Source organism: Porcipelethomonas ammoniilytica, from assembly GCF_025567485.1.
GTDB classification, from domain to species: domain Bacteria; phylum Bacillota; class Clostridia; order Oscillospirales; family Ruminococcaceae; genus Porcipelethomonas; species Porcipelethomonas ammoniilytica.
Genome location: NZ_JAOQKH010000002.1, coordinates 176,469 through 202,396, shown reverse-complemented (window position 1 = coordinate 202,396; position 25,928 = coordinate 176,469). Strand labels below are relative to the sequence as shown.

At 38.3% G+C, this 25,928-nt stretch carries 23 protein-coding genes; 3 read left to right on the top strand and 20 right to left on the bottom strand.

Annotation, left to right across the window (positions count from 1 at the left end; all coding sequences use genetic code 11):
- Positions 1-31: 31 nt before the first annotated feature.
- Complete coding sequence (locus OCV67_RS02530) at positions 32-1,339, bottom strand: alanine/glycine:cation symporter family protein (RefSeq protein ID WP_147642290.1); 1,308 nt, start codon at positions 1,337-1,339, stop codon at positions 32-34.
- 126 nt (positions 1,340-1,465) lie between these two features.
- On the opposite strand from OCV67_RS02530, the gene OCV67_RS02525 reads away from it, so the two are divergent.
- Both OCV67_RS02525 and OCV67_RS02520 read left to right on the top strand, forming a co-directional pair.
- Entirely contained in the window at positions 1,466-1,891 is a 426-nt protein-coding gene (locus OCV67_RS02525) for a PH domain-containing protein (protein ID WP_147642289.1), read from the top strand.
- 14 nt (positions 1,892-1,905) lie between these two features.
- Entirely contained in the window at positions 1,906-3,351 is a 1,446-nt protein-coding gene (locus tag OCV67_RS02520) for a PH domain-containing protein (protein ID WP_147642288.1), read from the top strand.
- 51 nt (positions 3,352-3,402) lie between these two features.
- On the opposite strand, the gene OCV67_RS02515 is transcribed toward OCV67_RS02520, so the two are convergent.
- The 6 genes from OCV67_RS02515 to OCV67_RS02490 all read right to left on the bottom strand — a co-directional run bounded on the left by OCV67_RS02515 (position 3,403) and on the right by OCV67_RS02490 (position 11,467).
- Positions 3,403-4,347, bottom strand: coding sequence for a hypothetical protein (locus OCV67_RS02515; protein WP_147642287.1), 945 nt, complete (start codon positions 4,345-4,347; stop codon positions 3,403-3,405).
- A 167-nt stretch (positions 4,348-4,514) separates the two neighbouring features.
- Entirely contained in the window at positions 4,515-5,939 is a 1,425-nt protein-coding gene (locus tag OCV67_RS02510) for a 4Fe-4S dicluster domain-containing protein (RefSeq protein WP_147642286.1), read from the bottom strand.
- Between the two features lie 17 nt (positions 5,940-5,956).
- Positions 5,957-7,129, bottom strand: a complete 1,173-nt coding sequence (locus OCV67_RS02505; protein ID WP_147642285.1) for a SpoIIE family protein phosphatase — start codon at positions 7,127-7,129, stop codon at positions 5,957-5,959.
- Positions 7,122-8,801 (bottom strand): [Fe-Fe] hydrogenase large subunit C-terminal domain-containing protein, encoded by a 1,680-nt coding sequence (locus OCV67_RS02500; protein ID WP_147642284.1) that lies wholly within the window; start codon positions 8,799-8,801, stop codon positions 7,122-7,124. Before OCV67_RS02500 ends, OCV67_RS02505 begins: the two co-directional genes overlap by 8 nt.
- A 23-nt stretch (positions 8,802-8,824) precedes the next feature.
- Positions 8,825-9,067 (bottom strand): (2Fe-2S) ferredoxin domain-containing protein, encoded by a 243-nt coding sequence (locus tag OCV67_RS02495; protein WP_147642283.1) that lies wholly within the window; start codon positions 9,065-9,067, stop codon positions 8,825-8,827.
- Positions 9,068-9,217: 150 nt separating this feature from the next.
- Positions 9,218-11,467, bottom strand: coding sequence for a hypothetical protein (locus tag OCV67_RS02490; RefSeq protein ID WP_147642282.1), 2,250 nt, complete (start codon positions 11,465-11,467; stop codon positions 9,218-9,220).
- Between the two features lie 230 nt (positions 11,468-11,697).
- Here OCV67_RS02490 and OCV67_RS02485 point away from each other — a divergent pair, with 230 nt between their 5' ends.
- A complete protein-coding gene (locus tag OCV67_RS02485) occupies positions 11,698-11,880 on the top strand; it encodes a DUF1540 domain-containing protein (protein WP_147642281.1) in 183 nt (60 codons plus the stop codon).
- 36 nt (positions 11,881-11,916) lie between these two features.
- Here the strand turns inward: OCV67_RS02485 and OCV67_RS02480 are convergent, their stop codons facing one another.
- The 13 genes from OCV67_RS02480 to OCV67_RS02420 all read right to left on the bottom strand — a co-directional run bounded on the left by OCV67_RS02480 (position 11,917) and on the right by OCV67_RS02420 (position 25,827).
- The gene (locus OCV67_RS02480; protein ID WP_147642280.1) at positions 11,917-12,393 is read right to left on the bottom strand and encodes a hypothetical protein; all 477 of its coding nucleotides are present in this window, start codon (positions 12,391-12,393) and stop codon (positions 11,917-11,919) included.
- Positions 12,377-12,937 carry an RNA polymerase sigma factor gene (locus OCV67_RS02475; RefSeq protein ID WP_147642279.1) on the bottom strand — a complete coding sequence of 187 codons (561 nt, stop codon included), beginning with the start codon at positions 12,935-12,937 and terminating at the stop codon, positions 12,377-12,379. The genes OCV67_RS02480 and OCV67_RS02475 overlap by 17 nt, the downstream gene beginning before the upstream one ends.
- Positions 12,938-13,041: 104 nt before the next feature.
- Positions 13,042-13,851: an SGNH/GDSL hydrolase family protein gene (locus OCV67_RS02470; RefSeq protein ID WP_178084966.1), complete on the bottom strand. Its 810-nt coding sequence runs from the start codon at positions 13,849-13,851 to the stop codon at positions 13,042-13,044.
- 72 nt (positions 13,852-13,923) lie between these two features.
- Positions 13,924-15,870 (bottom strand): bifunctional 4-hydroxy-3-methylbut-2-enyl diphosphate reductase/30S ribosomal protein S1, encoded by a 1,947-nt coding sequence (locus OCV67_RS02465; RefSeq protein ID WP_147642277.1) that lies wholly within the window; start codon positions 15,868-15,870, stop codon positions 13,924-13,926.
- Positions 15,857-16,471: a lysophospholipid acyltransferase family protein gene (locus tag OCV67_RS02460; RefSeq protein WP_147642276.1), complete on the bottom strand. Its 615-nt coding sequence runs from the start codon at positions 16,469-16,471 to the stop codon at positions 15,857-15,859. The genes OCV67_RS02465 and OCV67_RS02460 overlap by 14 nt, the downstream gene beginning before the upstream one ends.
- Positions 16,472-16,480: 9 nt before the next feature.
- Positions 16,481-17,143, bottom strand: coding sequence for a (d)CMP kinase (cmk, locus tag OCV67_RS02455; protein ID WP_147642275.1), 663 nt, complete (start codon positions 17,141-17,143; stop codon positions 16,481-16,483).
- 17 nt (positions 17,144-17,160) lie between these two features.
- On the bottom strand, positions 17,161-18,381 hold the full coding sequence (locus OCV67_RS02450) for a BaiN/RdsA family NAD(P)/FAD-dependent oxidoreductase (protein ID WP_147642274.1): 1,221 nt from the start codon (positions 18,379-18,381) through the stop codon (positions 17,161-17,163).
- 2 nt (positions 18,382-18,383) lie between these two features.
- Positions 18,384-18,590 carry a DUF3006 domain-containing protein gene (locus OCV67_RS02445; RefSeq protein ID WP_147642273.1) on the bottom strand — a complete coding sequence of 69 codons (207 nt, stop codon included), beginning with the start codon at positions 18,588-18,590 and terminating at the stop codon, positions 18,384-18,386.
- A gap of 9 nt (positions 18,591-18,599) precedes the next feature.
- Complete coding sequence (locus tag OCV67_RS02440) at positions 18,600-19,529, bottom strand: ComEC/Rec2 family competence protein (protein WP_178084965.1); 930 nt, start codon at positions 19,527-19,529, stop codon at positions 18,600-18,602.
- Positions 19,501-21,375 (bottom strand): YgiQ family radical SAM protein, encoded by a 1,875-nt coding sequence (locus OCV67_RS02435; RefSeq protein WP_147642271.1) that lies wholly within the window; start codon positions 21,373-21,375, stop codon positions 19,501-19,503. Before OCV67_RS02435 ends, OCV67_RS02440 begins: the two co-directional genes overlap by 29 nt.
- Positions 21,376-21,386: 11 nt before the next feature.
- Complete coding sequence (locus tag OCV67_RS02430; protein WP_262644199.1) at positions 21,387-23,981, bottom strand: FtsK/SpoIIIE family DNA translocase; 2,595 nt, start codon at positions 23,979-23,981, stop codon at positions 21,387-21,389.
- Between the two features lie 26 nt (positions 23,982-24,007).
- Positions 24,008-24,883, bottom strand: coding sequence for an undecaprenyl-diphosphate phosphatase (locus tag OCV67_RS02425; protein ID WP_147642270.1), 876 nt, complete (start codon positions 24,881-24,883; stop codon positions 24,008-24,010).
- A gap of 188 nt (positions 24,884-25,071) precedes the next feature.
- Positions 25,072-25,827 carry a ClpP family protease gene (locus tag OCV67_RS02420; RefSeq protein ID WP_147642269.1) on the bottom strand — a complete coding sequence of 252 codons (756 nt, stop codon included), beginning with the start codon at positions 25,825-25,827 and terminating at the stop codon, positions 25,072-25,074.
- Positions 25,828-25,928 lie beyond the last annotated feature (101 nt).

Here is a 25,928-nt window from a genome sequence, read left to right as displayed (position 1 = left end):
TGAAAACAGTATTGCCGTAAAAGGGTACTGTTTATTCAGATTTTACTTCCTTTCTCAGAAGAATAAGTCCTATAAGATTAGGGATAGCCATAAGACCGTTGAATATTTCCGAAGCTGTCCAGACTGTTGTGAGTTTGGCAACTGCGCCTATAACAATAAATACCGTAAAAATAAACTTGTAAAAAGGAACGCCCTCATTTCCGAATATGTATTTTACCGAGCATTCTCCGCAGTAAAACCAGCTGATAAGAGTTGCAAACGCAAAAAGCAGTATTGATACTGCCGTAAAAGCAGGAGCAAAATTGCCCATAACCGTTTTAAATGCCTCTGTTACCAGAGGAGCGCCGTCCTTACCGGATTTCAGTGCGCCGCTTGAAAGTATTGCCAGAGCTGTAATTGTACAGCATATAATAGTGTCTATAAAAACTTCAAATACCGCCCACATACCCTGTTTTTGAGGACTGGTATTTTCCGACGCAGAATGTAACAACGCAGAACTGCCCAATCCTGCTTCGTTGGAAAAAACTCCTTTTCTTAGTCCGGTGTTTATACTCTTTTTTAAAACTTCTCCGCAGATCCCTCCCCCTGCTGCTTTTATTCCGAAAGCGTCTTTAAAGATAAGTGAAAAGGTGTCGGATAAATTGTTTCTGAATTTGATAATTATTAAAATAGCAGCGCCTATGTAAACTACGGAAAGTATGGGAATAAGAAATTGCGAGGCTTTACCGATTCTTTTGATACCTCCGGATATAATGATAAAGGCAACTGCCGCTGCCGCAATACCTGTAACTATTTCAGGGATTCCAAAGGAATCCTTTGCAGCGGAGGAAATAGAATTCACCTGCGTCATATTACCCATTCCAAGAGAAGCAAAAATACAGAAAACCGCAAACAAAACTGCAAGAAATTTTTTACCTGCACCCTTTTCCAGATATGCCATAGGCCCCCCTACGCACAAACCGTCGGATTTTTTTCTGTAAATTGTGCCAAGATAATTTTCAGCGTAAACCAGAGCCATACCTAAAATTGCAGATATCCACATCCAGAATATTGCTCCGGCACCGCCTATAGTGAGTGCAGTAGCTACGCCTACGATGTTTCCCGTACCCATTGTAGCAGCAAGAGCAGTTGCAAATGTCTGAAACTGGGAAATACTTTCTTTATCGGAAGAATTGACTGAGTTTTTTTTATTAAATAACGTTAAAACAGTATTTTTAAAAATATATCTGATTTTAAAAATCTGAAAAAACTTAAATCTTATGCTGAGCATCAAACCCGTCCCCAAAAGTAAAAACAGCAGAAAATCTCCCCATACCATTTTATTAATTGTTTCAAGCATTTTTTTGCACCTCTTATTGAATTCAATATCTGTTTTATGATATAATAAACGTAAGCATTTATTTTATTTTGCGTCCCACGAACATATAATAAAATATATAATAATTAAAAAGAAAGCGGAGGAATTATGAAGCATTATTATGCAGACAAAACATGTCTAAATATACTAAAAATACTTATACTATCCGTAACATTTATACTGCTTGCCGTTACCGTATATTTCCTGTCCTTTATACCAATAGTTATGATTTTATTGTGTATTATATTCTTGGCCGCCGGTTTTTTTACAGCAATAATTTATCTTCCGATTTATTTTAAAAACCTTAATTATTATGTTTCAAACGATAGAATTATTAAAGAAAGCGGATTTTATTTCAAAAAAAAGCAAATAATCCGTATTGACAAAATTCAGTTTACAACTTCTGTCTCTACACCTTTTTCAAAACTTACCGGATTGAATTTTATAGTTTTATATGCTTACGGAGGAATGATGACAGTAATGTTTTTAAGCGACCATGATTTTGCCGAGTTTAATTATAATCTTAAGGTTTAAGGAGGAGGAAAAGCTTGTACCACGAACATCCGCTGAAAATAATAAAAAATGCAGCCAAAAACATATGGCTGCTTATATTTCCTCTTCTGAGAGGCATACGGACATTCACTCTTGACTTTAACGCTTTTTATACATGGATCAAGGGCGCATGGTTTGATATTCTTGTAATACTGTTCATTTTAGGCTTTGGATATTTCAGGTGGCTGTTTACATGGTTTCGTTTTGAAAAAAATAACGTTTGCCTTATAAGCGGAATATTTGTAAATAAGGAGATTATTATTCCTTACAAAAATATATCGGCGGTAACTGCCGAACACAGTTTTTTTCTCAGACCGTTCAAGGCGGCAAAAGTCAGCGTCGATACCTGTGCTGGAACCTTCGGAACCTCCGATATGTCCCTGCTTATAAGACGCGAGGATCTGAAAATGCTTCGGCGAAAGCTTCCGGAAGTTCATAAAGAAGGCAAAAAAACATTTGAATTTAAACCCAAATGGTTCACAATAGTATTCTTTTCCTTTGTTTTTTCAAACAGTCTTTCAGGGATAGTTTATCTTTCAACTTTTCTTTTTCAGTCAGGAAGAATCATAAAAGATTTACTGGAAACCGAGCTTGTGGAATTTATTAAGCTGGCAAACGGCGTTTCTGCGAAATTAGCCCTTAAAATTCCGCCGGCAGCAATTATCCTTGGATTTCTGGTTATTATAACATGGCTTTTTTCATTTGCAGCCAATATACTGCGCTATGCCGGATTTATTATGAAAAAGGACAAAAATATACTCAAAATAAAAATGGGAACGCTGACTAAAAGAATCTACCATATTGTCCCTGATAAAATTAATTATGTCGATCTGAGGCAAAGCCTTATTATGAAGCTTTTTAAAACATCAACGGTCAATATAAGCTGTTCAGGATACGGTAATCAGAAAAATGAGCTTCCCGTACTTCTTCCCATACTTACAAGGCAGCAAGCAAACCGTGCCCTTGATCTGCTGGACTTCAAAAAATATATTACCAAACGCAAAGTAAAGGTTTCAAAACTTGCATTTATAACCTATACAGGTACTCCGGCTGTTATCATTCTGCTTATTCCGGTAATTGCTGCGCTGCTGGTCTGGCTGTTTCCCACGGTTTATGACATCATTATTTTTATTTCAATTATGGCTGAAATACCTTTTGTCTGGTTATTTATTATTAAAATTGTTGCATTATATACATCAGGTATTACAATTGAAGATAATTTTTGCTGCATACGGTATTCCCGATTTTACGCTTTTCATACAATTCTTGCCGATAAGGATAAACTGATTAAAATACAAATTGTACAGAATCCTTTTGATAAAAAACTCGGCAGATGCCGTCTGGACTTTTATTTTAACACAGAAGTACCGAGAAACAATAAGGTAAAGGGAGTTCGTATTCAGGACGCAAAAAGGATCCTTGAAAAATTTGAATTTTCGTAAAAAAATGGAGTGCTTAGATGAATAATTGATCTAAGCACTCCATTAAGTTTATCAGAAACTGGTATTTATTAAATTGTTATTAACAAGATTGTTTAATAGTGCAAGTCTTGCCTTATCTTTATATTCAGGTTTAATCATATAATAAAGATAAAATTCAACTAAATTAAACATAGTAGCAGTTCTGCCCTCGATTTTAAACTGATTGAATCCCATTGGCACATATTTATTTAAAATATCTTCCGGAGAAATATGTGTTGAAAGACTTCTTACGTCAACTGCGTCATAATCCATAGAAGGACAACTAAGATTGCTTACCTTTAGATTATAGTCCTTAGGATTGAAAGGCTTGTTTGGATACTTTTTCAGATGATCGCAGTATGCAATCTGGGACAGACCTATTTCACGGTAATGCTCAACACGGTTTTTGCATCCCGGAATACAGCAAGCATTAACCAGTATTTCACATTTTTCCTTATTCTGTACTTTTTCCAGCATATCAAATTTATTATTAAAATCGTAATCTAAAACAACTATGTCATAATTTTTGTCAAGCTCGCTGTTTAAATTGTTAATGTCCGTAATACGCTTACAAGTAGAGCTTGTGATTTTATATCCCGGGTACTTATCCCTTATATATTGTTCAAGTATTGGAGATACGACAATAACGCCGTTTTTACCGTTTTCAGCAGTTCTTAAGACAAAATTGCAGAAATCGTCATTAAGATGTTCTTCAGTGATCATCGGATTAGTAAAAGTAAATCTGAGAGGTATGCCGAGCTTGTTAAACTCCCGAACAACCTTTTTTACAAATGATTTATCGCAAACTCCAGGCATAGTTCTTCCGCCGTTCCATAAAGACTGGGGGAAACATCCGTAAACGGAAGCTATCTCCACTCCATCGTAAAAATATTGAGGACAATGTTCCAGCATTGATAGAAATATTCGGTTAAAATGATACCTCACGGCAAAGTCCGGAAGATGAAATTTAATACTCATTATTTTCTCCTTGATTGACAGCGATTCTATTTTGTTAATATCATTGATAATATTTAATTATACTCTTATCTTAAAGAAAAGTCAAGAAATGAAAACTATACCGATAATAAAACAAAAACTGACTTCTAATACCATTGAAGTCAGTTTTTCAGTATTTTATTTTATATTTACTTCATAAAACCAATAGCGCTTGAAATAGTTTTTTCAAAAGCTTCTCTGCCGTATTTATCAACTTCATTTTTATCCTTTACTCCATGAGTAAGGCATCCGGCACCGCCTATACAGCCTCCGCTGCATGCCATACCTTCTATAAAATTATTAGGCAGTACGTTTTTGGAGGCTCTCAGAAGCGCCGCACGGCATGCTTCTATACCGTCGCATGAAATAGGATTGTAATTAAAGTTTTCAATTCCCTGTTCAGAGATCGCCTGACTTACAGCGTCGGCAAGACCTCCGCTTCTTGCAAAGATTCTGCCGTAATATGAAGCATTGTCAAGAATGCCCTCATCAAGCGTTGTAATATCAACTCCGCAGCCGTCGAACAGAGCCTGTAACTCTTCAAAAGTAATTACACTGTCTACATAAGGTCTGACGCTTTCTTTCTGGAATTCCATTTTCTTAGCAGTGCACGGACCAATAAATACAATTTTTGCATTTTCATCTGTTTCCTTAATATATTTAGCAATTGCAGCCATAGGAGACAGATTATGAGAAATATGCTCAACCATATCCGGAAACTGTTTATGAATGTAGTCCACAAATGCCGGACAGCATGAGCTGGTAAGGAATTTTTTCTCAGCAAGCTCCGCCGCTTCAGCATACGCTACCATATCAGCACCCAACGCTGCTTCAACTACAGTATGAAAACCGAGTTCCTTGATACCTGTAATTACCTGTCCTAGCTTTGCATAAGAAAACTGACTGGAAATTGAAGGCGCAACCACTGCATAAAGCTTGCATTCATTATTACGGCTTTTCTTCATCAAATTAATAACGTCAAGTATAAAGGACTTGTCAATAACCGCTCCGAATGGGCACTGGTAAACACATGCACCGCAGGAAATACATTTATTATTGTCAATTTCAGCACATTTGTCCTTACCCATATGTATAGCATTGACCTTACAGGCTCTTTCACAAGGTCTTTTTCTGTTTGTGATCGCACCGTATGGACAGACTGATGCACATCTTCCGCATTCAACACAATTTTCCTTATTAATGACCGCTTTCTGATTTTCATCAAAAGTGATAGCATTTTTTGCACATACATCCTCACATCTGTGAGCAATACAGCCTCTGCAAAGGTCGTGTACTACATTATATCCGCTTACCGGACATTCATCACAGGCAATATCAATAACCTCAATAACATTGGGGTTAGATTTATCGCCTCCCATTGCAAGCTTGATTCTCTCGCTTACAATAGCTCTTTCCTTATAAATGCAGCATCTCATTGTCGATTCAGGACCTTTTACTATAATTCCCGGAATTTCTGTATAACAGTCCAGAAGTCTGTCCTCCATTGCATATCTTGCAACTTCTCTTAAAATCTTATACTTGAGATACTGAACCTTTGTATCGAATTTTCTCATAGCATTTCTCCGTTTTTTTAAAAATAACTGACTTTTATTTTCTTCCCCATTTTCTTAAGGCACTCTGAAAGCTCTTCAACTATCCGCATTTTCAGACTGAAATTAATAGGCAGTCCCGGATTTTGATGTGCCGGATTCATTGCCCTGCCCACAAGAAAATTAATATCTGTTGCCTCTTCAAACAGCATTTTTGCTATCTGTGAAGCGCCGTCCTTTTTAGTACTCCAGTCATAATAACATACATTATCCGTCAGATAGTTCTGTGCATATTTCAGAACCTGAGTCATTGTTATAACACCCTCCGTTGTCAGATCAATACCCTTTATATGAGCAATCGGAGGTATATCCGGATCAAAATAATCCAAATCAGGCATAACCTCTTCACCCAGATATTGAGCCGCTAGCATGGAAGTCGTACCGCCGCAGACAATTCTTTTTCCGTCCTTTGAAAAGAAAAGCGACATCATTTTGTTAACATCATCAGGATTTGAAGGCGGCCCAAACAGCATATTTACCGGTTTTCTTGTACGTATTTTTATAGCCGCAACAGTGGTATCGTCTCCAGGTTCGCCGCCGTAAAGACAGTCGCACTCATCAAGAATAAGCGTTGCTATAACCTTTGCAGTATAATTATCGTCATAAAGCTTTTCAATATAATCAATTATATTTTCACGCTGCCAGCCGAAATTCATATATTTCCCTACCCCGGCATAAATAGCACCGTCGCTCATTGCAATAAATACGTCATTCTCACAAAGCTGGATCTTTGAAGTATAAATAACCTTTCCGCCTGTTTCCATACGTTGTTTTTCATACTCAAAATTTTTCCCGTCTCTCAGCAAAATAACATGAGGATTATCGTACTGAATAAGTTCCGCCTCATTGTTATTTAATATCCTCATGATCGTAAACGTTGAATACGCAACCTTTCTCACTTCACAGACCGGAAGTGTTGCAGCAATTGTAGAAACACATTCTTCAATACTCATTTCATTCGCCATCATTGTGGAAATAATTTTTGATGTAAGAGTTGAAAGAATACTTGCCTTTACTCCGCTGCCAAGACCGTCCGCAAGAACAAGAACAGTATAATCGTCGCCTTTTTCAATTACGTCTACATGATCGCCGCAAAGCTGTTCTCCATGCTTATATAAGCTGTGATATCCCACATCAGTACATAGATTATTCATCACCGAGACTCTCCTTCAGATTAGTCAGCGCAACCTTGGTTTCGGCAACCGTTTCGCCAAGGAGCGACGCAATTTCCTGTACGGTTCTCATTTGCTTTTCAATAACCTTGTCTGTAACTTCAATAGTATTGGTTGTAATCTTATTTCGTTTTTCACGCTCATTTTCTTCAGCAGTAATATCTCGCATAATGCTCATTATCATATGGTAATCAGGATCATAGATAATAGTTTCTTCAACATACTTACCATATTCTGCAAGATATACCTTTTTATCATGAACATTTCTTTTTGTATCCATAACATTAAGATATTCTGTAGGATTTAGTACTCTTACAACCGGAGAATTAAGAATATCCGAAGAATTTTTTATATTCATGATCTCACATGCGGCATTATTGATCTGCTGAACGATCAAATCTTCATTGAGCACAATAATTCCGTTAGGAGTATTTTTAATTATCTTATCGGAAAATGATTCTGCTTTGTCCTTCAAAAAAGGCAGACACATTGTAAAATCGGCTTTATTCTGGTACACTGCAATCGCTTTTTCACGACATGTATCATATCCGCAGCTTCCGCAGTTAAGCTCCTGTTCAGGAGTGGTTTTACCCATTTTATGCAAAATTTCATTGATCATACGTGTACTCGGCATTGCTCTGTGAAGAATATCGCTCTTAAATTCTTTTTTCAGTTCTTCACTGTCATAATCAGGTATATTATAATTGTTCTTTCCTGCATATCTGTCAACGGCAATAAAATCAGTAACAGGAAGTTTGTTTTCCTTGTTCATTACCGGACCGCCTATGCAGCTTCCAGTACATGCTGACATTTCTATAAAACAGTTTTCAAATTTACCGTCAATAATATCCTTAAGTGCATTTATACAATTTTCGGTGCCGTCTACAGAAAAATAACTGTATTTTTCATTTCGGTTCTTCATGGTTCTTAAAATACCGCCGTTAGTAGGATAAAGTCTTGTAATAAATTTATCATCAGTATCTTCTTCAACTGACTCAAACGTTACATTTTCCTGTTCCATCCATTCGCTGAGCTCTTCAAATGTAAGTACAGTGTCTACCAGTCCGGCATATTTTTCAGCTTCTTCCTTTTTGGAAATACACGGACCGATAAATACGGTATAGCAATCAGGATAATCATCTTTAAGCTTTTTGCAGTGTGCCTGCATAGGTGAAAGAACATCGGCAAGATATTTCAAAGCTGTAGGAAAATATTTCTGTATAAGCGTATTTACCGAATTACAGCATGATGAAATAATAATGCTCTTGTTACCTTCATTGACCATCTTTTCATATTCGCCGGTAACGATCTGTGCGCCGACAGCCGTTTCTTCCGCTATACAAAATCCTAGCTTCTTTAACGCTTTTTCCATAGAAGTGATATTAACGCCGCTGTAATTCGCCGCAAAGGACGGTGCAATACTGGCAACAACTTTTTTGCCTGATTTAATTGCGTCTTTTACTCTATGTATATCATTGCGTATTTGTTTTGCATTCTGGGGACAGACTACAAAACATGTTCCGCATAAAATACATTCGTCAGCAATAATATTAGCCTGATTATCAGAAAATTTGATTGATTTTACCGGACAGTGACGTATACATTTATAGCAATTTTTACAATTAAGCTTTTTTAACTGCAAATAATCTTTCATAAAAAATCAAAACCTTTCTATAATCAGATTTTATCAAGTACATACTTCTGAAAAGTTTCGTCAAAATTATCCTCCGAAACGCCGCATACTATTTCATCGTCAAATTTAACTGAAACTCCCTCAGTACATTTTCCAAGACAGAACGCTCCGGAAAGCTTAACCTTATCATTAAGATTGTTCCTTTCAACAGCATTTTTCATTAGTTCCACTATTCTTGCAGAACCGCTTAAATGACAGGAACTTCCAACACATACAAAAATATTCATCTTTTACCTCCTATTGTTAATTTGTTAACAATCACATTATATCATATAGTAAAAAGCGTGTCAACGGATTTTATATCATTTAATTACTGAAATTTCCTACCAATAAAAAATACAGCAGAATTAAACTTCTGCTGTATTTTAGTTAGTATATTAATAAAAATCTACATCAACTTCATAAATAATTCCGTCATTGTAAAATAAAGTTATTTCCCCGTAAAATTCTCCGTTACCTGAATCTTCAATATAAGTATAACCATTTTTAGGATCATCAAGCTTACAACCGTATTTGCTTACCGCATCACTTATATTGCTTCCGGGTCCTATACCGTCAATTGTTAATTTAATATCCGATTCATCAGTAACAGATAATCCGGTAATTGTACAATCCTTTGGGGCAAGTGCGGCTTCGGTCAAATTTTCAACATATACCGCAGTATTACCGTCTTCCGAATAAAAGTATTCAGCCATGCCTGCTTCAACTTTATCAACGTCAACCTTTACCTTATCGAGAACACCGTCAATTTTGCCGGGAATAGTCACATCTTTACCATTAAGCTGAATTTTAATCTTGCTGAAATCGTATGATGCTGACTCAGGAGTTTCAGGAGCTGTACCGGTAACTGTAGGATCAGTTACAGTCGGATTTTCAGGTTCTGTAGGAACTATCGGTTCTGTAACAGTACCGTTGTATCCATTCATCAAAGAATTGAGATCTATTCCGATAACATCGCTGATTCCCTTCAGGAAGCCTTCCATATCCGCTTCGGCAATATACTGCTGAAGCTCTGCTCCGTCTGATGAATAATTATAAACCTTTTCTGCGTCGTTGAAAGCAGGGATTTCTTCCGGTTTGTTGTCGCTGTATTTCAAAGTCACATTGGCATACTTTGTTCCTCCGACATTAATTTCAGTAGAAATTTCCTGACTTTTGCCGTCTGAACTGAGATTTACTGCAATGTTACCCATATCCAAGGCTGAAAGATTCAAATTAATTTCACCGCTGCAATATCCCTTGTCTTTATTTTCAGTCTTTATATCCTTAAATTCAATATCAAAAGACTGATCACCGTCTGTTGTTCCTACAGCTGTAACATTTATTTTTCCGCTGGATTTATCTGATTTTTCTGTAATGTCCCCACTGATTTTAAGACCTTCGCCGTCAAAGATAATATTTGCTTCAAATGCGTTATTATCATTGTCCTCAACACTCATATAATTAAGCTTTACGTCTTCCTCATCAGCAATTTCAAAAGATCTTCCCTTTATTACGCCCTTACTGTCAACATAAACATTCATTACAGCAACTACGTCGCCGCCTGACAAATTATATTCGCCAAGCTCTCCAAGAAGCTTATCTACAGCGGACTGATAATCATCCTTAGTCATAGAACCGGTTGATTCAACAATTTTAATAATTGTTTTATCATCCTTAGCCTTCTTTAAAACATCCTTAGCAATGCTGTAAAGACAGCCTTCATCAATTTCAGCAACTAATTGATTATATTCAGTTTTTACACCGTTTACTTCACATTCAATATTCTTTTTCAGCTTAACATCATCAATATTTGTAAATACAATATCAAAATATTTTACAAGAAGCTCTTCAAGTTCATCATCTGTAATAATTTCCTGAAGACCCTTACCGGTTGACATTTTTGTAAAAACATTGTTTATTACTGGCTGCGAGTCTTCCTTATTTCCAATACCGTTTACCAAAGAATCAGTTTCTGAGAATGCCTCTTCTATAATCTGACTCAAATCCATCGAAATATAACTTGAAGAAAGCTCCGGAATCTGATAATAATATTTACCATCCTTTAAGTATCCGTTAATTGTAAGAAGCGTTTTTTCATCAGCATTAAGCTTTGCGCTGAAGGCTGTATTACCGTCTACTACGGTACCCGCTTCTGTAAATGAAATACTGCCTGGAATTGTAATCCCTGCATCAGACAGTGAAACGCCTGAATTAGATTCAAATAATGAAGCTATAGCGTCTTTTTCAAGATCAGCTTTTAATTCCAGATCCACATTCTGATTTTCAGAATTGGTCATTTTATCATAAGCCTCTGCCACTTTCTCCGCAGACTCTTTTATATTCTGATTTTCAACCCACGAATAATAATCCTCAGGATCGTTAATAATCATTTTTACATTATTTTTTACCCATGGACTAAAGCTGTATGCAGCAGCACTGCCGCCCAAAAGTAAGACAAGTATAACCGCTATTACAGCAATTACAGCGGCCGGACCTTTTTTTGCCTTTTCAACACCGCTTATAATTTCTGTTCCAGCCATTATCGGTTCAACTGCTTTTGCCGGCTGATGTTCTTCCGGCTTAATTTCTGAAACCGGAATATCAGATACTTCATTCTGACCGTTGTTATCATTAAACTCTGACATTTTGTTTCCCCCTAAGTTATTTTTATTAACATATAAATTAGATTATATGCTGATACCTAACATGTTAACAAATTTATTTTATAAAGTCAATATGTTTTTTAAAATTTTGGATAAATGTATATATTTTATATGATTTTTACACGATTAAATGTATTATTTTTTTAGTTTCAGGTTATAATAATTTTGTTCTCAGAACGAGAATACATTTTAATGAAACGGAGACTGATATTATGGAAAAGAAAAAAAATTCAAACATCCACTGCACAGTTAAGCAATGTGCAAACAACATGGAAACTGAAGATTACTGCACACTTGATATGGTAAAGATCGGCACTCACGAATCAGACCCAAAGGTACCTGAATGTACAGACTGTAACTCTTTCGTTAAGCGTTCAGGCTGCAGCTGCCACTAATAATTAAAAAGGACGGTTAAAAACCGTCCTTTTTAATTATTTATTTTCATTAGAATTTTCAGTGGTTATTTCCATTTCAATCTCCAAATCATCTGGAATATCTGATTCATCATAGTATTCATAATATTCTATATTAACATTATCATCGCTATTTTCATCATCTATTTCAAATTCAACAATACGGCAGTCTTCATCACCATCAATTTCTTTAATCTTTGCCGGCATCTCAACCTCTTCACCGTTAATATAGACCGTAACATTTCCTGTCCATTCCTTGATTTTATTCACAACAGCGCCGTCTGTAGCGGCATTTACTGTGAATACTGATGCAGCAGACACTGCCAAAACTGCTCCTATAATTGCCAACGGTTTAAAGCTTCTCTTTTTCATATAAATTACCTCGCCTTTCTGTTCTGAAAGCTTTTCTCCGACAGAATTTCTGATTCTTTTGCAATCGGCTTTTTCATAGTCTATCATAGGATAATCCTTAAGCCACTTATCTTTTGACCTCATAATCATAACCCCTTTCTGTCAGATATACTTTTATTTTCTTCCTTGTTCTGCATAATTTTGTTTTACAATTTGAAAGCGTCAGATCGGTTATTTTTGCAATAGCTTCAAGCTTTTCACCGTAAAAATAATATCTGATAAAAATTTCCTTATCAATACTGTTGAAATTTTCAACTGCATCATAAACTAAACTTAATGCCTGATAATTTTCAATCAATTCCGGAATATTATCTCTATCGGCAGGTTCATCGGAAATGTCCTCAAAAGAATATTCGGTATGAAATTGCCTAAACCGATTTTTAGCGGCATTTCTGGCTATTGCAGATAAATACGGAGTCAGCGGCCTGTCCTCAGAAAGCTTGTCTGAATTATTCCAAAGGTTTACAAAACTATCGCTTACAACCTCTTCAATATCTTCCTCAGTCATATAATCTCCTATAACATTTCTTATAACAGTATATACATAAGAAGAATATTTTTCAATAATTATATTAAGAGCTTTTGAATCCCCTTGCTTAAGCTTTAAAATCAAACGTTTGTCTTTCAAGCCTGCACCTCCGTTCTAACGGCTTTCACTAATATATACACTAAAAAAACAAAAAGGTTACAGTTTTTAAAAAATAAGTCCGGATTTTTCCGGACTTTAAATTTCTATTTATATAAATAATTTTCAAGTTCTTTCAGCATTTCATCATATGCTGCCCCTGTAAGATGAATACCGTCACCACTGGAATATTCATTATTTAAGCTTCCATTATCATTTTTCAGTACTGTTCCTGCATTGACAAAATGTATTTTTTCGCCATAATTTTCAAATTCTTCTGATAGTTTAATGTTGTATTCATCAATGTTTTTATTAGAAGTATATTCGCAGTCAGATTTTACGGGAGTAATTCCCATAATATAAATTTCTGATTCGGGACACGATTCTATAATACTGTCTGTAAATTTTTTATACTTTTCAGCAAAATTTTCAGCGGAATAAGTGGTTATATCATTAAGTCCCATTGAAAGCATAATAAACTCCGGCTGCAAATCGTTTAATATTGTCAATGCCGACGCTTCACCTCCGGCATATTCAAACTTAAAATCGTCCATTTTCGACGGACTTGCATTAAGCTTTGCAAATACATGCTTCATAGGAAGTCTTTCATACGCTCCGTATCCCAGAGCAATGGAATCGCCTATTACCACAACATTGTCTTTAAAATCATTAAATTCGTCATTATTATCTATCGGCTGTACATTTTCAGTTTCTCCGCACAAGATCTCAGTTACAGCAGCTTCAGTTAATATTTCGGTATTTATAGTTTCAGTATACTTAACTGTTTCACGTGTGCTTTGGACGCTTACTGCTGCGGCAGCTTTTACCTCCGAACGGGATTTTTCTTTTTCTCCTCCGCACCCCGAAAGTATAAGAGTCAAAGCCAGAAATACTGTTATTTCCTTGCCTTTCTTCAACACAACAACCTCTTTTACAAAGTAAAAGGCGAGATAACCTCGCCCGCTACTATTCAATATTTTTAATCAATATTATTCAGCGTCTTCTGTTTCTTCAGCTGCTGCGTCATCAAGCAGTGCACGAATAGAAATGCTGATTCTCTTCTTGTCCAAGTCAATTTCAGTAATCTTTACGTCAACTTCCTGACCTACAGAAAGGACGTCGTTTACATTATCTACTCTCTTATCGGCAATTTGAGAAATATGAATCAAACCGTCAACGCCTTCAATAATCTGAGCAAATGCACCGAAAGGCGTTATAGAAACTATAGTTGCCTTAACAACATCGCCTACATTATAATTATTCTGGAATTTAACCCAAGGGTTGTCCTCAGCCTTTTTAAAGCCAAGAGAAATTCTTCCTGATTCCTTGTCAAGCTCCTTAATATAAACTTCCAGTATATCTCCAACCTTTACAACCTGACTTGGATGCTTGATTCTGCCCCATGAAAGCTCGGAAATGTGAACCATTCCGTCAATTCCGCCGAGATCAACGAAAGCGCCGTAATTTGTAAGAGACTTAACTTCGCCCTTATAAACCTTGCCGATTTCAGCAGTTTCCCAAAATGCAGCCTTAGCAGCTTCCCTCTGAGCTTTTGCAACAGCCTTAATAGAACCTACTGCTCTGCGGCGTGATTCATTTACTTCGATAATCTTGATCTGAACCTTCTGCTTGAGAAGTTCGTCAAGATTCTTATCTCTGCCTAAACCTGTCTGTGAAGCAGGAACGAAAACTCTTACTCCGTCAACGGAAACAAGAATACCGCCCTTTACAACGTTCAGTACTACGCCGTCAAGTACTGCGTCTTCTTCCTTAGCCTTTGAAATATTATCAAAGCCTACAAGTTCGTCAACCTTTTTCTTTGAAAGTGTAACAATGCCTTCCTGATCGTTGATTTTAGTTACAATCAAATCAACTTCTTCTCCGACACTAACTATGTCAGAAGGCTTCTTGGTCTGATCGTCAGTCAGTTCTGAAAGCGGAACATAACCGGTATGCTTTGTTCCGATATCTACGATTGCTTCGCTGTTATTAACTGCGGCAATATAGCCCTTAACTCGCTCTCCTGTATGTACTTTTTTGAAAGACTGTTCAAGCGCCTCCTCAAAATTAATGTCATCTTCTAAGATTTCAGCCATGGTATTTTGTACCTCCTTAATTATATAAGCCGGTGTGGATGCTCCGGCAGTAATGCCTATTTTTTCAGCATTTTTCAGGTTTAATGAATAAAGCTCGTCCGCATTTTCTATGTGGTAAGACGGACAGTTTTCAGAGCAAACATTATAAAGCTTTATTGTGTTTGAGCTGTTTTTTCCGCCTACAACGATCATAACGTCAACTTCCTTTGACAGCAAAGCCGCATCGGACTGCCTCTGTGAAGTTGCATTGCATATCGTATCAAAAACCAGAATATTTTCATCGTCCTTTGGAATAACCTTTAAACACTCTCCCCATATTAATATATTATACGTTGTTTGAGCAACAATTGCAAGCTTTTTTTCTAAATTTTTATAATTTTTACTAAAAAAACTTTTTAACTGGTCTTCATCTTTAAAAACATAGTAATTTTCGTCGCAATGACCAACAATTCCCTGTACCTCAGGATGATCCTTATCACCGGCAATTAATATAAAGTATCCTTCTTCGGTTTTTTCACGGACAATTTTATGGATTCGTGCAACAAATGGACATGTAGCGTCAATATACGCATTGCCCTTTTGATCAAGTCCTTCGTAGATTTTTTTGCCTACACCATGAGATCGTATAACGGCTTTTTCTCCCTCTTTAAGATCGTCAACACTATCCGCTATTCTGACGCCCTTGTCTGTAAGGTCGTTTACCACATCTGCATTATGAATAATAGGTCCGAGCGTTGCAACACTTTTATTGCCCTTTTCAAGTTCACCGTAAACAAGCTTTACCGCACGGTCAACACCAAAACAAAATCCTGCCGACTTTGCAACTTTAATTTCCGCCATTACTGCCCTCCACGAGTTCTTTTATTTCTCCCATAATTTTCACCTTCACTGCTTTTAGCTTATGAGGATCCAATTCTTTTTCAAGCTGAATATCTTCTGGGGCAATGGGTTTTCCGTATTTTACAGTAACCTTGCTTCTGAACCTCAGCTTTCCCTCAAAAACAATGCCTGCCGGAATAACGGCAGCGCCGGATCTTGCAGCAATGAGCGCCACTCCGGTTTTACCTCTTCCAACTTTTCCGTCCTTACTTCTTGTTCCTTCCGGAAAAATAACAAGATTTCTTCCTTGATTTATTCTTTCGACAGAATCGGAAATGACCTTCATGTCTCCTTTTCCCCTTACTACCGGAAACGCCCCCAATTTTCTTATAAGCCAGCCAAAGGGCGGAAACCTGAATAACTCTGCTTTAGCCACAAAAGAATATTTAGCACACCCTGCCGTTACTGCAATTAACGGAGGATCTGCAAAAGTACGGTGATTAGAAGCAATAATAAATCCGGATTTTTCAGGAATATTCTCCCTGCCCTCAACCTTAACATTATATAACCCGTAATAAATTCCTTTAACAAGTCCATATAGACATTTGAAGAATATATTCATTTTGCACACCTATCCTATGCTTTTTTCCGTTTCATCAATTAAAGCCTTAAGCTTCTGCTTTACTTCCTCTATCGTCATACCAGTAGTATCCAGCAGCACTGCGTCCTCTGCCTGCTTGAGGGGAGCAATATCTCGGTGCATATCATTATAGTCACGCTGCTTTATATCCTCCAGCACCTGTTCATAGGTAATACTGCTGTCAGTCATTTCTTTAAATCTTCTGTTTGCTCTTTCCTCGGCAGACGCCGTAAGAAATACCTTTAAATCGGCGTCAGGCAGTACTACTGTCCCTATGTCTCTTCCGTCCATTATTATATTATTTTCAGCAGCAATTTTTTTCTGAAGTCCGAATAGAAATTCCCTTACCTCCGGAATTACCGAAACTTTTGAAGCGCCCATTGAAACTTCCGGAGTTCTTATTTTATCCGAAACATCATTGTCGTTTAAAAAAACATGCTGACATTTATCAATAAATTCCAGTCTTATATTTATTTTATCCAGTGAATTTACTAGTGATTCATTGTCAAATTTGTTTTCTATGGAATAAAGAGCAATTGATCTGTAGAGTGCTCCCGTATCAACATATATATACCCGATTTCCTCAGCCACAGCTCTCGCAATAGAGCTTTTTCCGGCGCCTGCCGGTCCGTCAACAGCAATATTAATACTCATTTTCAACTTCCTTTCAGTTACATATTTAAAGCCGCACAGTATGCGGTTGAAAAAGCGATCTGCAAATTAAATCCTCCGGTATACCCATCAACGTCTATAACTTCTCCGGCAAAGAAAAGTCCCTTTATTTTTTTTGATTCCATAGTTTTAGGGTTGATTTCTTTTATATTGATACCTCCGCTGGTAATTATCGCTTCCTCTATTGGTCGGAATGCTTTTACCGTCAGCGGAAAAGCTTTGAGAAGTCTTACAAATTCCAGACGTTCTTCTCTTGTTATCTGATTTACTTTTCTCTCCCCCGGTATCCCCGACAGCCTTACCGCTGTCGGTACAAGCTTTGCAGGTAAAAGCTTGGATAGGGAATTTCCGAATATACGATTTATATTTTCACTGAAATCCCGTAAGATTCTCGCATCAAGCTGCTGCTCGGAAAGTCCGGGTTTTAAATCAATAAGAAGTTTATATCTGTTATTTTCCATACTGTCAATATGAGAGCTTGCACTTAATACCAACGGTCCGGATACACCGAAATGAGTAAACAGCATTTCACCCAGCTCGCTGTATATTTTCTTACCCCTGTCATATAGCGATAGCGTAACATTTTTCAGGGAAAGACCCATCATATCGGCACAGTATTTTTCATTGCACACTAGCGGTACAAGAGACGGTTCAAGCTTTGTGACAGTATGTCCCACAGATTCTGCAAGCTTATACCCATCCCCCGTAGAACCGGTACTGGGATAGGATTTTCCTCCGGTCGCTATTAAAACAGACTCTGAAAAATACTGCTTTCCTCCTGCTTCAACACCCTTGCATATGCCGTTTTCAATAATAAGTCCGGTAACTCTTTCCTTTATGATTTTTACATCAGCTTTTTTCAGTTTGCGTTCCAGAGCCGAAACAATATCCGCCGCCTTATCGCTAACAGGAAAAACTCTGTTTCCTCTTTCTGTTTTCAGAGGCACTCCCGACTGCTTAAAAAAATCCATAACATCTGCCGTAGAATACTGCGAAAAAGCGCTGTATAAAAACCTTGGATTACGGGGAATATTGCGAATAAGTTCATCGTCTGTACAGTTATTGGTAACGTTACATCTTCCCTTACCGGTGATCATAAGCTTTTTACCTATTTTTCCGTTGGGTTCAAAAATAATTGTTTTCTTTCCCCATTCGCCGCAATAAACACCTGCCATTGCTCCGGCGGCTCCTCCGCCTATTATAATTACGTCTGCGTTCATATTCAACTCCACAAGCTGTTTTGCAGCTTTAATATTTCTTTTCTTCGGCTTTCTGTTTTTTCTTTGTCAATTTCATATGTACTGCCGACTTTTTTCAGTACGTCTCCCTCACATGCATTTTCCGGCAGATCATCTCTGCTTACTTCAAAGTGCTTGCCGCCGTCCTCAATAATGGCAGTATTTCCCTCAAAGCGTTCTATTATCAGCATAGCTTCTCCTTAATTTTCAGTTTTAACTGATAATCCGTCTTTATCAGACGTTATCACAATATTACCGTCTATGTCTGTTCTGTATATTTTATCCGTATATTCGGAAAGTCTTTCCATGGTTTCCTCATGAGGGTGCTTGTAGGAATTATCTCCGCACTCTATAACTGCATAATCAGGATCTACAATATCAAGAAACTCCTTGCTGCTTGAAGTATTGCTTCCATGGTGAGCAACTTTAAGAACATCTGCACCAGTAAGATTTCCGGCTTTTATGATATCCTTTTCAGCTTTTTTCTCAATATCCCCTGTAAACATAAACTTATTACTGCCATGAGTAAGTACCGCCGCCGCAGAATAATTATTTAAATTATCATAATCCTTTACCGGTGATATTATTTCAAGCTCTCCCTCTCCCGCATCAATGGTCATTCCGGGTTTTGCGGCAGTCAGCTTGAGATTTTTGTTCTTAACACTTTTCAAGAAATTCTCATAAACCTTCGTTGTTGGTACCATATCGTCCGTAACCTTAGGAATGATAATTTGTTCAACATCCATATTGTCAATAACATAGGAAGCCGCACCCATGTGGTCAGAATGAGGGTGAGTGAGAATCATACAGTCTATATTATCAACATTGTGTTTTTCAAGATAACTGCATATTATTTCGCCGTTTTCCTTTTCACCGGTATCGATAAGTATTGCCGTATCTTCGGACAGAATAAGAGAACAATCCCCCTGCCCCACATTTATATAGTGGACTTGAACCTCTCCCTCTGCAACGGATTCCTTTTCAATAACGAAAAATTCTTTCCATTCCTCAAAGGTAAATATATTAAAATAATCAGCCGCAAAAACACCGACAGCAATTATTATGACCGCCGCCAAAAGCTTTGCAAATAATCCGTTTTTCTTACCTTTTTTTCTTTTTCCTGATGCCATTATTTTTTGCCTTTCCCGATTTTCTGCCATTTACCGCCCGTGTTTCATTTCGTCCGTTTTCAGGCGTTACCAGACAATTTTTACCGTAACCTATCAAGTCGTGCCGTCCGGCTTTTTTCAATGCTGAAATAACGATTTTTTTATTTTCAGGCTTGAAATACTGCAAAAGCGTTCTCTGCATTTTTTTCTCTTCCGAAGTTTTCGGAACATAGACCTCCTTCATGGTATACGGATCATATCCCGTATAAAACATACAGGTAGAAATAGTTCCCGGCGTCGGATAAAAATCCTGTACCTGTTCCGGACGCATATTATTTTCCTTGAGAAATACTGCCAAATCTATAGCCTCTTTAAGAGTACTTCCCGGGTGTGAGGACATAAGATAAGGCACTAAATACTGCTCCTTGCCCATTCCCTTTGTAATTGCATAGAATTTCTGCTGAAATTTCTTATATGCCTCAATATGAGGCTTACCCATTTTATCAAGAACTGCCGCCGAACAATGTTCCGGAGCAACCTTAAGCTGTCCGCTGACATGATTTTTAATAAGTTCCTTTATAAACTCGTCACTTTCGTCCTCCATCAGATAATCATAGCGGATTCCCGAACGAATAAAAACTTTTTTTACGCCTTTTATATTACGAAGTTTTCTTAAAATATCAATATATTCCCTGTGGTCAACATCAAGATTGGGACATGGTTCAGGCGCAAGACATTTTTTACCCTTGCACAATCCTAGCTTCATCTGTTTTTCACAGGAAGGTTTTCTGAAATTGGCTGTAGGCCCTCCTACATCGTGTATATATCCTTTAAAGCCTGACATTTCTGTCAGCTTTTTAGCCTCTTCAAGTATTGACTCCTCGCTGCGGCAAGTTACTCGTCTGCCCTGATGAAGAGCAATAGAGCAAAAATTACAGTACCCGAAACAGCCTCTGTTATGGGTAATAGAAAACTGAACTTCTTCAATTCCCGGTACTCCTCCCATACTCTCATATGACGGGTGATATGTTCTCATATACGGCAGACTGTAAACATGGTCAAGCTCTTCAGTTGTAAGGCTAAGCGCCGGAGGATTCTGCACAAGCATCATCTTTCCATGACGCTGAATTACCGTTTTGCCGTAAACCTCGTCCTGCTGGTCATACTGTTGTCTGCACGCTTTGGCATATAGCTTTTTATTATCCCTGACCTGTTCAAAGGACGGACATTCCGCCGCACCGATCGGCGTGTTTACAGGTTCTGTCAGGTAGCAGGTTCCCCGTACATCATGGATCTCACGTATATCCTCCCCATGCGACAGTCTGTGTGCAAGCTCTGTAATCTGATGCTCGCCCATTCCGAACATAAGGATATTCGCAGTACTGTCAACAAGTATTGACGGACGGACGCAATCGTCCCAATAATCATAGTGAGCAAACCGACGAAGTGAAGCTTCCAGTCCGCCTATAGCGATGGGAACATCTCCGTAAATTTCACGGATCTTTTTACAGTACACTATTACTGCCCTATCCGGACGCTTTCCTGCCTTTCCGCCGGGAGTATAAGCGTCATCGGAACGCTTTCTTTTTGCGGCGGTATAATGCGCAACCATAGAATCAATATTTCCGGCTGTTACCAGAAATGCAAGCTTAGGTCTGCCGAAGCGTTTGAAATCTCTATCGCTTTTCCAGTCAGGCTGTGAAATTATTCCCACTGTATATCCCAGATCTTCAAGTACTCTTGATATTATCGCCACGCCAAAGCTAGGGTGGTCCACATATGCGTCCCCTGTTATATAAACAAAATCAAATTGTTTTATTCCACGTTCCTCCATATCCGAACGTGAAATAGGAAGAAATCCATTCATATTATACTTCCTTATTCCTGCATACTTTTTCTTGCACGGCGTTCTGCCCACTGCTGTTTTGACATTATAACCTTTCTTGGTTTCGCCCCTTCATAAGGACCAACAACGCCCATACTTTCCAGTTCGTCGATTATTCTTGCAGCTCTTGCGTATCCGAGCTTCAGCTTTCTCTGAAGTGAAGAAGTAGAAGCCTGTCCCATTTCCACAACAACGTCAATTGCTTTTTCAATAAGAACATCGTCTCCATTTCCAATAGGTTCGGAAGCCTCCGCAGTACGATCGCCCTTTTCTGCCGGCATATTCTGTTCAACCGCTTCAATAATTTCCTCATTATATTCAGATACGGACTCTTTCTTGATAAAGTCGACTATCGTTTCAACTTCCTTGGTAGAGCAAAAACAGCCCTGAACTCTAAGCGGTTTCTGCATACCGTTTGGGTAATAAAGCATATCGCCATAGCCCAGAAGCTTTTCAGCGCCCTGAGTGTCCAGAATGGTTCTTGAGTCAACCTGCGACTGAACCGACAGCGCAATACGGCTTGGGATATTAGCCTTGATAAGACCTGTGATAACGTCTGTAGTAGGTCTTTGGGTTGCAATTATAAGGTGCATTCCCGCCGCTCTCGCCATCTGTGCAAGACGGCATACAGAGTCTTCTACTTCCTTTGAAGCCGCCATCATAAGGTCTGAAAATTCGTCTATTGCAATAACGATCTGCGGCAGCTTGTCATATCCCTTACGTGCTGCCAGTTCATTGTATCCGCCTAAGTCCCTTACATTATTATCCGCAAAAAGCTTATATCTTCTTAGCATTTCCTGAACTCCCCAGTTAAGTGCACCTGCCGCCTGACGAGGATCAGTAACGACAGGTATCAGAAGATGAGGAATACCGTTATAAGTTGTAAATTCAACCATCTTAGGATCTATCAGAATAAGCTTTACCTCATCAGGAGTTGCACGGTAAAGTATACTCATGATTATTGAGTTTGTACATACCGATTTACCCGAACCTGTTGTTCCGGCAATGATCATGTGAGGCATTTTTGCAACATCGCCTATAATTATATTTCCGGCGATATCCTTACCCACTGAAAACGCAAGCTTGCTTTTGGCGTCACGAAATTCACGGCTTTCAATTATTTCACGTAAAGAAACTACGTCCTGATTAGTATTCGGTATTTCAATACCGATAGCAGCCTTGCCCGGGATCGGAGCTTCTATTCTTACTCCTGCCGCTGCAAGGTTAAGGGCAATATCGTCTGACAGATTAGTAATCTTTGAAACCTTAACTCCTGCCGCAGGCTGAATTTCATATCTGGTAACTCTCGGACCTCTCTGGATAGCAACAATTCTAGCCTTTACCCCGAAGCTTTCAAGAGTATTTATAAGAGTATCCGCCTTTTCTTTCAGTTCTGTAGCAGCAGCGGGATCATTTGCCTTTGAAACACTTTTACTGAGAAGATTAATCGGAGGCAGTACATATTGTTTTGTTTCAATGGGTTTGATTTCTGTTTTCTGTACACTTTCCTCCGCTTTAGCTGCTTTTTCTGCAAAGGTCTCAGGAAGCTTTTCTTTTTCTCCGCCTACTACCGCCTTTTCAACAAGCGCATCCAGTTCATTCAGCGGCTTTTGATTTTTCTCGGCCGGCTTATCGTCAACGTCATGTACGTTTTCAGTGTTATTATTATTTCCTAAAACGGGCTTGTCAGATTCAGACTGTAAAACTCCATCAATAGGTATGTCTATTGCCGAACCGTTCTGACTGCTCAATTTCGGCGGTTCAAAATCAGGAAGATCAATATTATCATTCGCATTTACCGGAACGTCAAAATCAAAATTATCGTCCGGCACCGTATCACTTTCATTATTTTGGGAATTTGCAAGAGAAATAGCTTCCTGTTCCTCATCATACTCCCATTCCTCATATGCGTCAAGTATACGGTTTTCCTCCCGAAGCTCCTGCAGCGAATGATACATTTTGACAAACGGTTTGTAAAAGAATCCGAAAAACTGAAAAAGCGTCAGATTGGACAGAAGCATTATGAAAATAAACAGAAGAACACAAACTATGATCTTAGCGCCTACATTCCCAAAAAACTTAAGCAAAGGCCATGCGATCAATGCACTTAATAAGCCGCCGCCTTCCAGATTTGAACCGGATTCATAAAGATATCTGCATTTTTCAGTAAAGCTGCTGCCCTGTGCTTCTCCTGCAAACATTATCTGTACCACAGAACTGCAAAGCAAAGTAAGACCGATACCCCACATTGCTCTTCCGGCTACGGTTTGCTGGGATCTTTCCATGCTTATAAGAATCGCCGTATAGACAAGTATGACCGGCACTAAAAATACCGATACGCCGAAAAGTCCTCTGAAAAGATTATGTATAAAATACCAGCCGCTGCTTCCTTCAATTACAGTAAGAAGAAAAACCAGAATTCCCGCCGCAAACAATATTACGGACCAGAACTGATTTACCGGATCCTTCTGAGATTCGGTTTTAGATCCGGCAGACGGTTTTGTCTGAGCTTTTTTTGTATTTCCGCCCTTTTTTGCACCGCCTGACTTTGCTTTGGAAGAGCCGCCGCTTTTTTTACTTCCCGCCACTGTTATTTTCCTTTCGTATTCTAAAATTATTTTTTCAGATAGTCAACAAGATTCATTCCAACAGCATGTTCAAAAATTCCTATTCCAATTACTACTACGCCTAAAATCAAAGTATAAACCGCAAAAATCTTGAATTTATCCGATTTCACAAGCCAGTTAACCATTTTTATCGCACAAATTCCTACAATTGCTGAAACAATAAATCCAACTGCAAAATTTAAAGGCTCTATGTCCATTGCTTTCTGATCCACAGCGTCTTTAACCTGCAAAAGACAGCCGCCTAAAATTGCCGGTATTCCCAGAATAAATGAATACTGAACCGCTGTTTCCCTTTCAAATCCGCAGAAAAGTCCGCCGGAAATTGTAGAACCGGAACGTGATACGCCCGGAAGCAGTGCTACACCCTGAAAAGCGCCCACTGTTACGGCATTTTTAACCGTAATATCACCGAATTTTTTATTTCCCTTAACGCATCGGTCGGAAAGAAATAAAATAGTTGCCGTATACAAAAAGCAGATACCCTCAACAATAATATCACTGTCTTCGGACACTCCCTCGAAAAAGTCCTTGAATATGTAAAAAGGAATAAGCATAAGAAGCGAAATTATCATCATTATTATCGCCCGTCTCGGAGGATTCATTTCCTTCCATTTGAACTTTCCTGTAAAGATATCCTTTATCATAAATCCCAGCTCTTTAATAAGCTCCCAGATCGTTTTGCGGAATGCAGTAAACACTGCAACCAACGTACCAAGATGAAGAACTGCCGAAAACAGCAGTGCACCCTCTCCGCTGTTGCCTGTAAAGTGCTGATAAAGTGATAGATGTCCCGAGCTTGATACCGGAAGAAATTCCGTCAGTCCCTGTATAATTCCCTGCATAATCGCTTCAAAAATATTCATTTTGCCCTCCTGATATGTAGCGGAAATCATTTCCGCATTTGTATATTTTGTTTGTAATACTCATCCTGTTCAAGGTAGTGAAAAGGGTCCGTAATGCATATTTCCTCATTTTTTTTAATATTTTCCATATTCTTGGAAAAATCGTAAAAAATGTCTGCCGGACTGATAATTGTATGAAGCACCATTGCTTAGTCCTCCTTTTTTTCATTATCAGGATACTTCTCACCAGATTCTTCAATAAGTGAATACAGGCAGTCAATAGCGTCGCTTAAACCGCCCAGACTGTCAATAAGTCCCAGTTCAACAGCACGTTCGCCGTCTACAACCGTTCCCATATCCATCGTGAGTTCTCCTGTCTGCAACATCAGATTCCTGAAATCCTGTTCGCTGATATTGCTGTTAGAGGTTACAAAATTTACAATTCTGTCCTGCATTTTATCAAAATACGAAAGCGTCTGAGGTACTCCCAAAACGAGTCCGTTCATTCTGACAGGATGAATTGTCATTGTAGCCGAGGGAACAATAAAAGAGTGCTTAGCGCTTACCGCCAGCGGTACGCCGATTGAATGACCGCCTCCTACAACCAGTGAAACCGTTGGAGTTTTCATTCCCGCAATAAGCTCTGCAATAGCAAGACCCGCCTCAACGTCTCCGCCTACGGTATTGAGAATTATCACCAGTCCCTCAATGCTGCGATCCTGTTCAATTGCCACAAGCGCCGGAATAATATGTTCATATTTCGTAGTCTTATTCTGGGACGGCAGAACATAATGCCCCTCCACCTGACCGATAACGGTAAGACAGTGAATAAGGTGTTTGGCATTATGGGGAACCACTTCTCCGGTTTTTTCAATCAGCTCTGCCTGATCAAGTCTTTCCTCTGTTTCACTTTCTGAATTATTATCGTTGTCCTTTTCATTTTCATCGTAATCCTGTGTATTCATAACCTATGACCTTTCTTAATAGAATATTTCTATTATTTTCATAAAAGTCAGATTTATACACTCTTACTTATTCTTATAATTATAAACCATTTTGCATTTAA

Coding starts and splice junctions, on each gene's coding strand:
- OCV67_RS02530 (WP_147642290.1), bottom strand. CDS start 1,339: ATGCTTGAAACAATTAATAAAATGGTATGGGGAGATTTTCTGCTGTTT.
- OCV67_RS02525 (WP_147642289.1), top strand. CDS start 1,466: ATGAAGCATTATTATGCAGACAAAACATGTCTAAATATACTAAAAATA.
- OCV67_RS02515 (WP_147642287.1), bottom strand. CDS start 4,347: ATGAGTATTAAATTTCATCTTCCGGACTTTGCCGTGAGGTATCATTTT.
- OCV67_RS02510 (WP_147642286.1), bottom strand. CDS start 5,939: ATGAGAAAATTCGATACAAAGGTTCAGTATCTCAAGTATAAGATTTTA.
- OCV67_RS02505 (WP_147642285.1), bottom strand. CDS start 7,129: ATGAATAATCTATGTACTGATGTGGGATATCACAGCTTATATAAGCAT.
- OCV67_RS02500 (WP_147642284.1), bottom strand. CDS start 8,801: ATGAAAGATTATTTGCAGTTAAAAAAGCTTAATTGTAAAAATTGCTAT.
- OCV67_RS02495 (WP_147642283.1), bottom strand. CDS start 9,067: ATGAATATTTTTGTATGTGTTGGAAGTTCCTGTCATTTAAGCGGTTCT.
- OCV67_RS02490 (WP_147642282.1), bottom strand. CDS start 11,467: ATGTCAGAGTTTAATGATAACAACGGTCAGAATGAAGTATCTGATATT.
- OCV67_RS02485 (WP_147642281.1), top strand. CDS start 11,698: ATGGAAAAGAAAAAAAATTCAAACATCCACTGCACAGTTAAGCAATGT.
- OCV67_RS02480 (WP_147642280.1), bottom strand. CDS start 12,393: ATGAGGTCAAAAGATAAGTGGCTTAAGGATTATCCTATGATAGACTAT.
- OCV67_RS02465 (WP_147642277.1), bottom strand. CDS start 15,870: ATGGCGGAAATTAAAGTTGCAAAGTCGGCAGGATTTTGTTTTGGTGTT.
- OCV67_RS02460 (WP_147642276.1), bottom strand. CDS start 16,471: ATGAATATATTCTTCAAATGTCTATATGGACTTGTTAAAGGAATTTAT.
- cmk (WP_147642275.1), bottom strand. CDS start 17,143: ATGAGTATTAATATTGCTGTTGACGGACCGGCAGGCGCCGGAAAAAGC.
- OCV67_RS02450 (WP_147642274.1), bottom strand. CDS start 18,381: ATGAACGCAGACGTAATTATAATAGGCGGAGGAGCCGCCGGAGCAATG.
- OCV67_RS02445 (WP_147642273.1), bottom strand. CDS start 18,590: ATGCTGATAATAGAACGCTTTGAGGGAAATACTGCCATTATTGAGGAC.
- OCV67_RS02440 (WP_178084965.1), bottom strand. CDS start 19,529: ATGGCATCAGGAAAAAGAAAAAAAGGTAAGAAAAACGGATTATTTGCA.
- OCV67_RS02435 (WP_147642271.1), bottom strand. CDS start 21,375: ATGAATGGATTTCTTCCTATTTCACGTTCGGATATGGAGGAACGTGGA.
- OCV67_RS02425 (WP_147642270.1), bottom strand. CDS start 24,883: ATGAATATTTTTGAAGCGATTATGCAGGGAATTATACAGGGACTGACG.
- OCV67_RS02420 (WP_147642269.1), bottom strand. CDS start 25,827: ATGAATACACAGGATTACGATGAAAATGAAAAGGACAACGATAATAAT.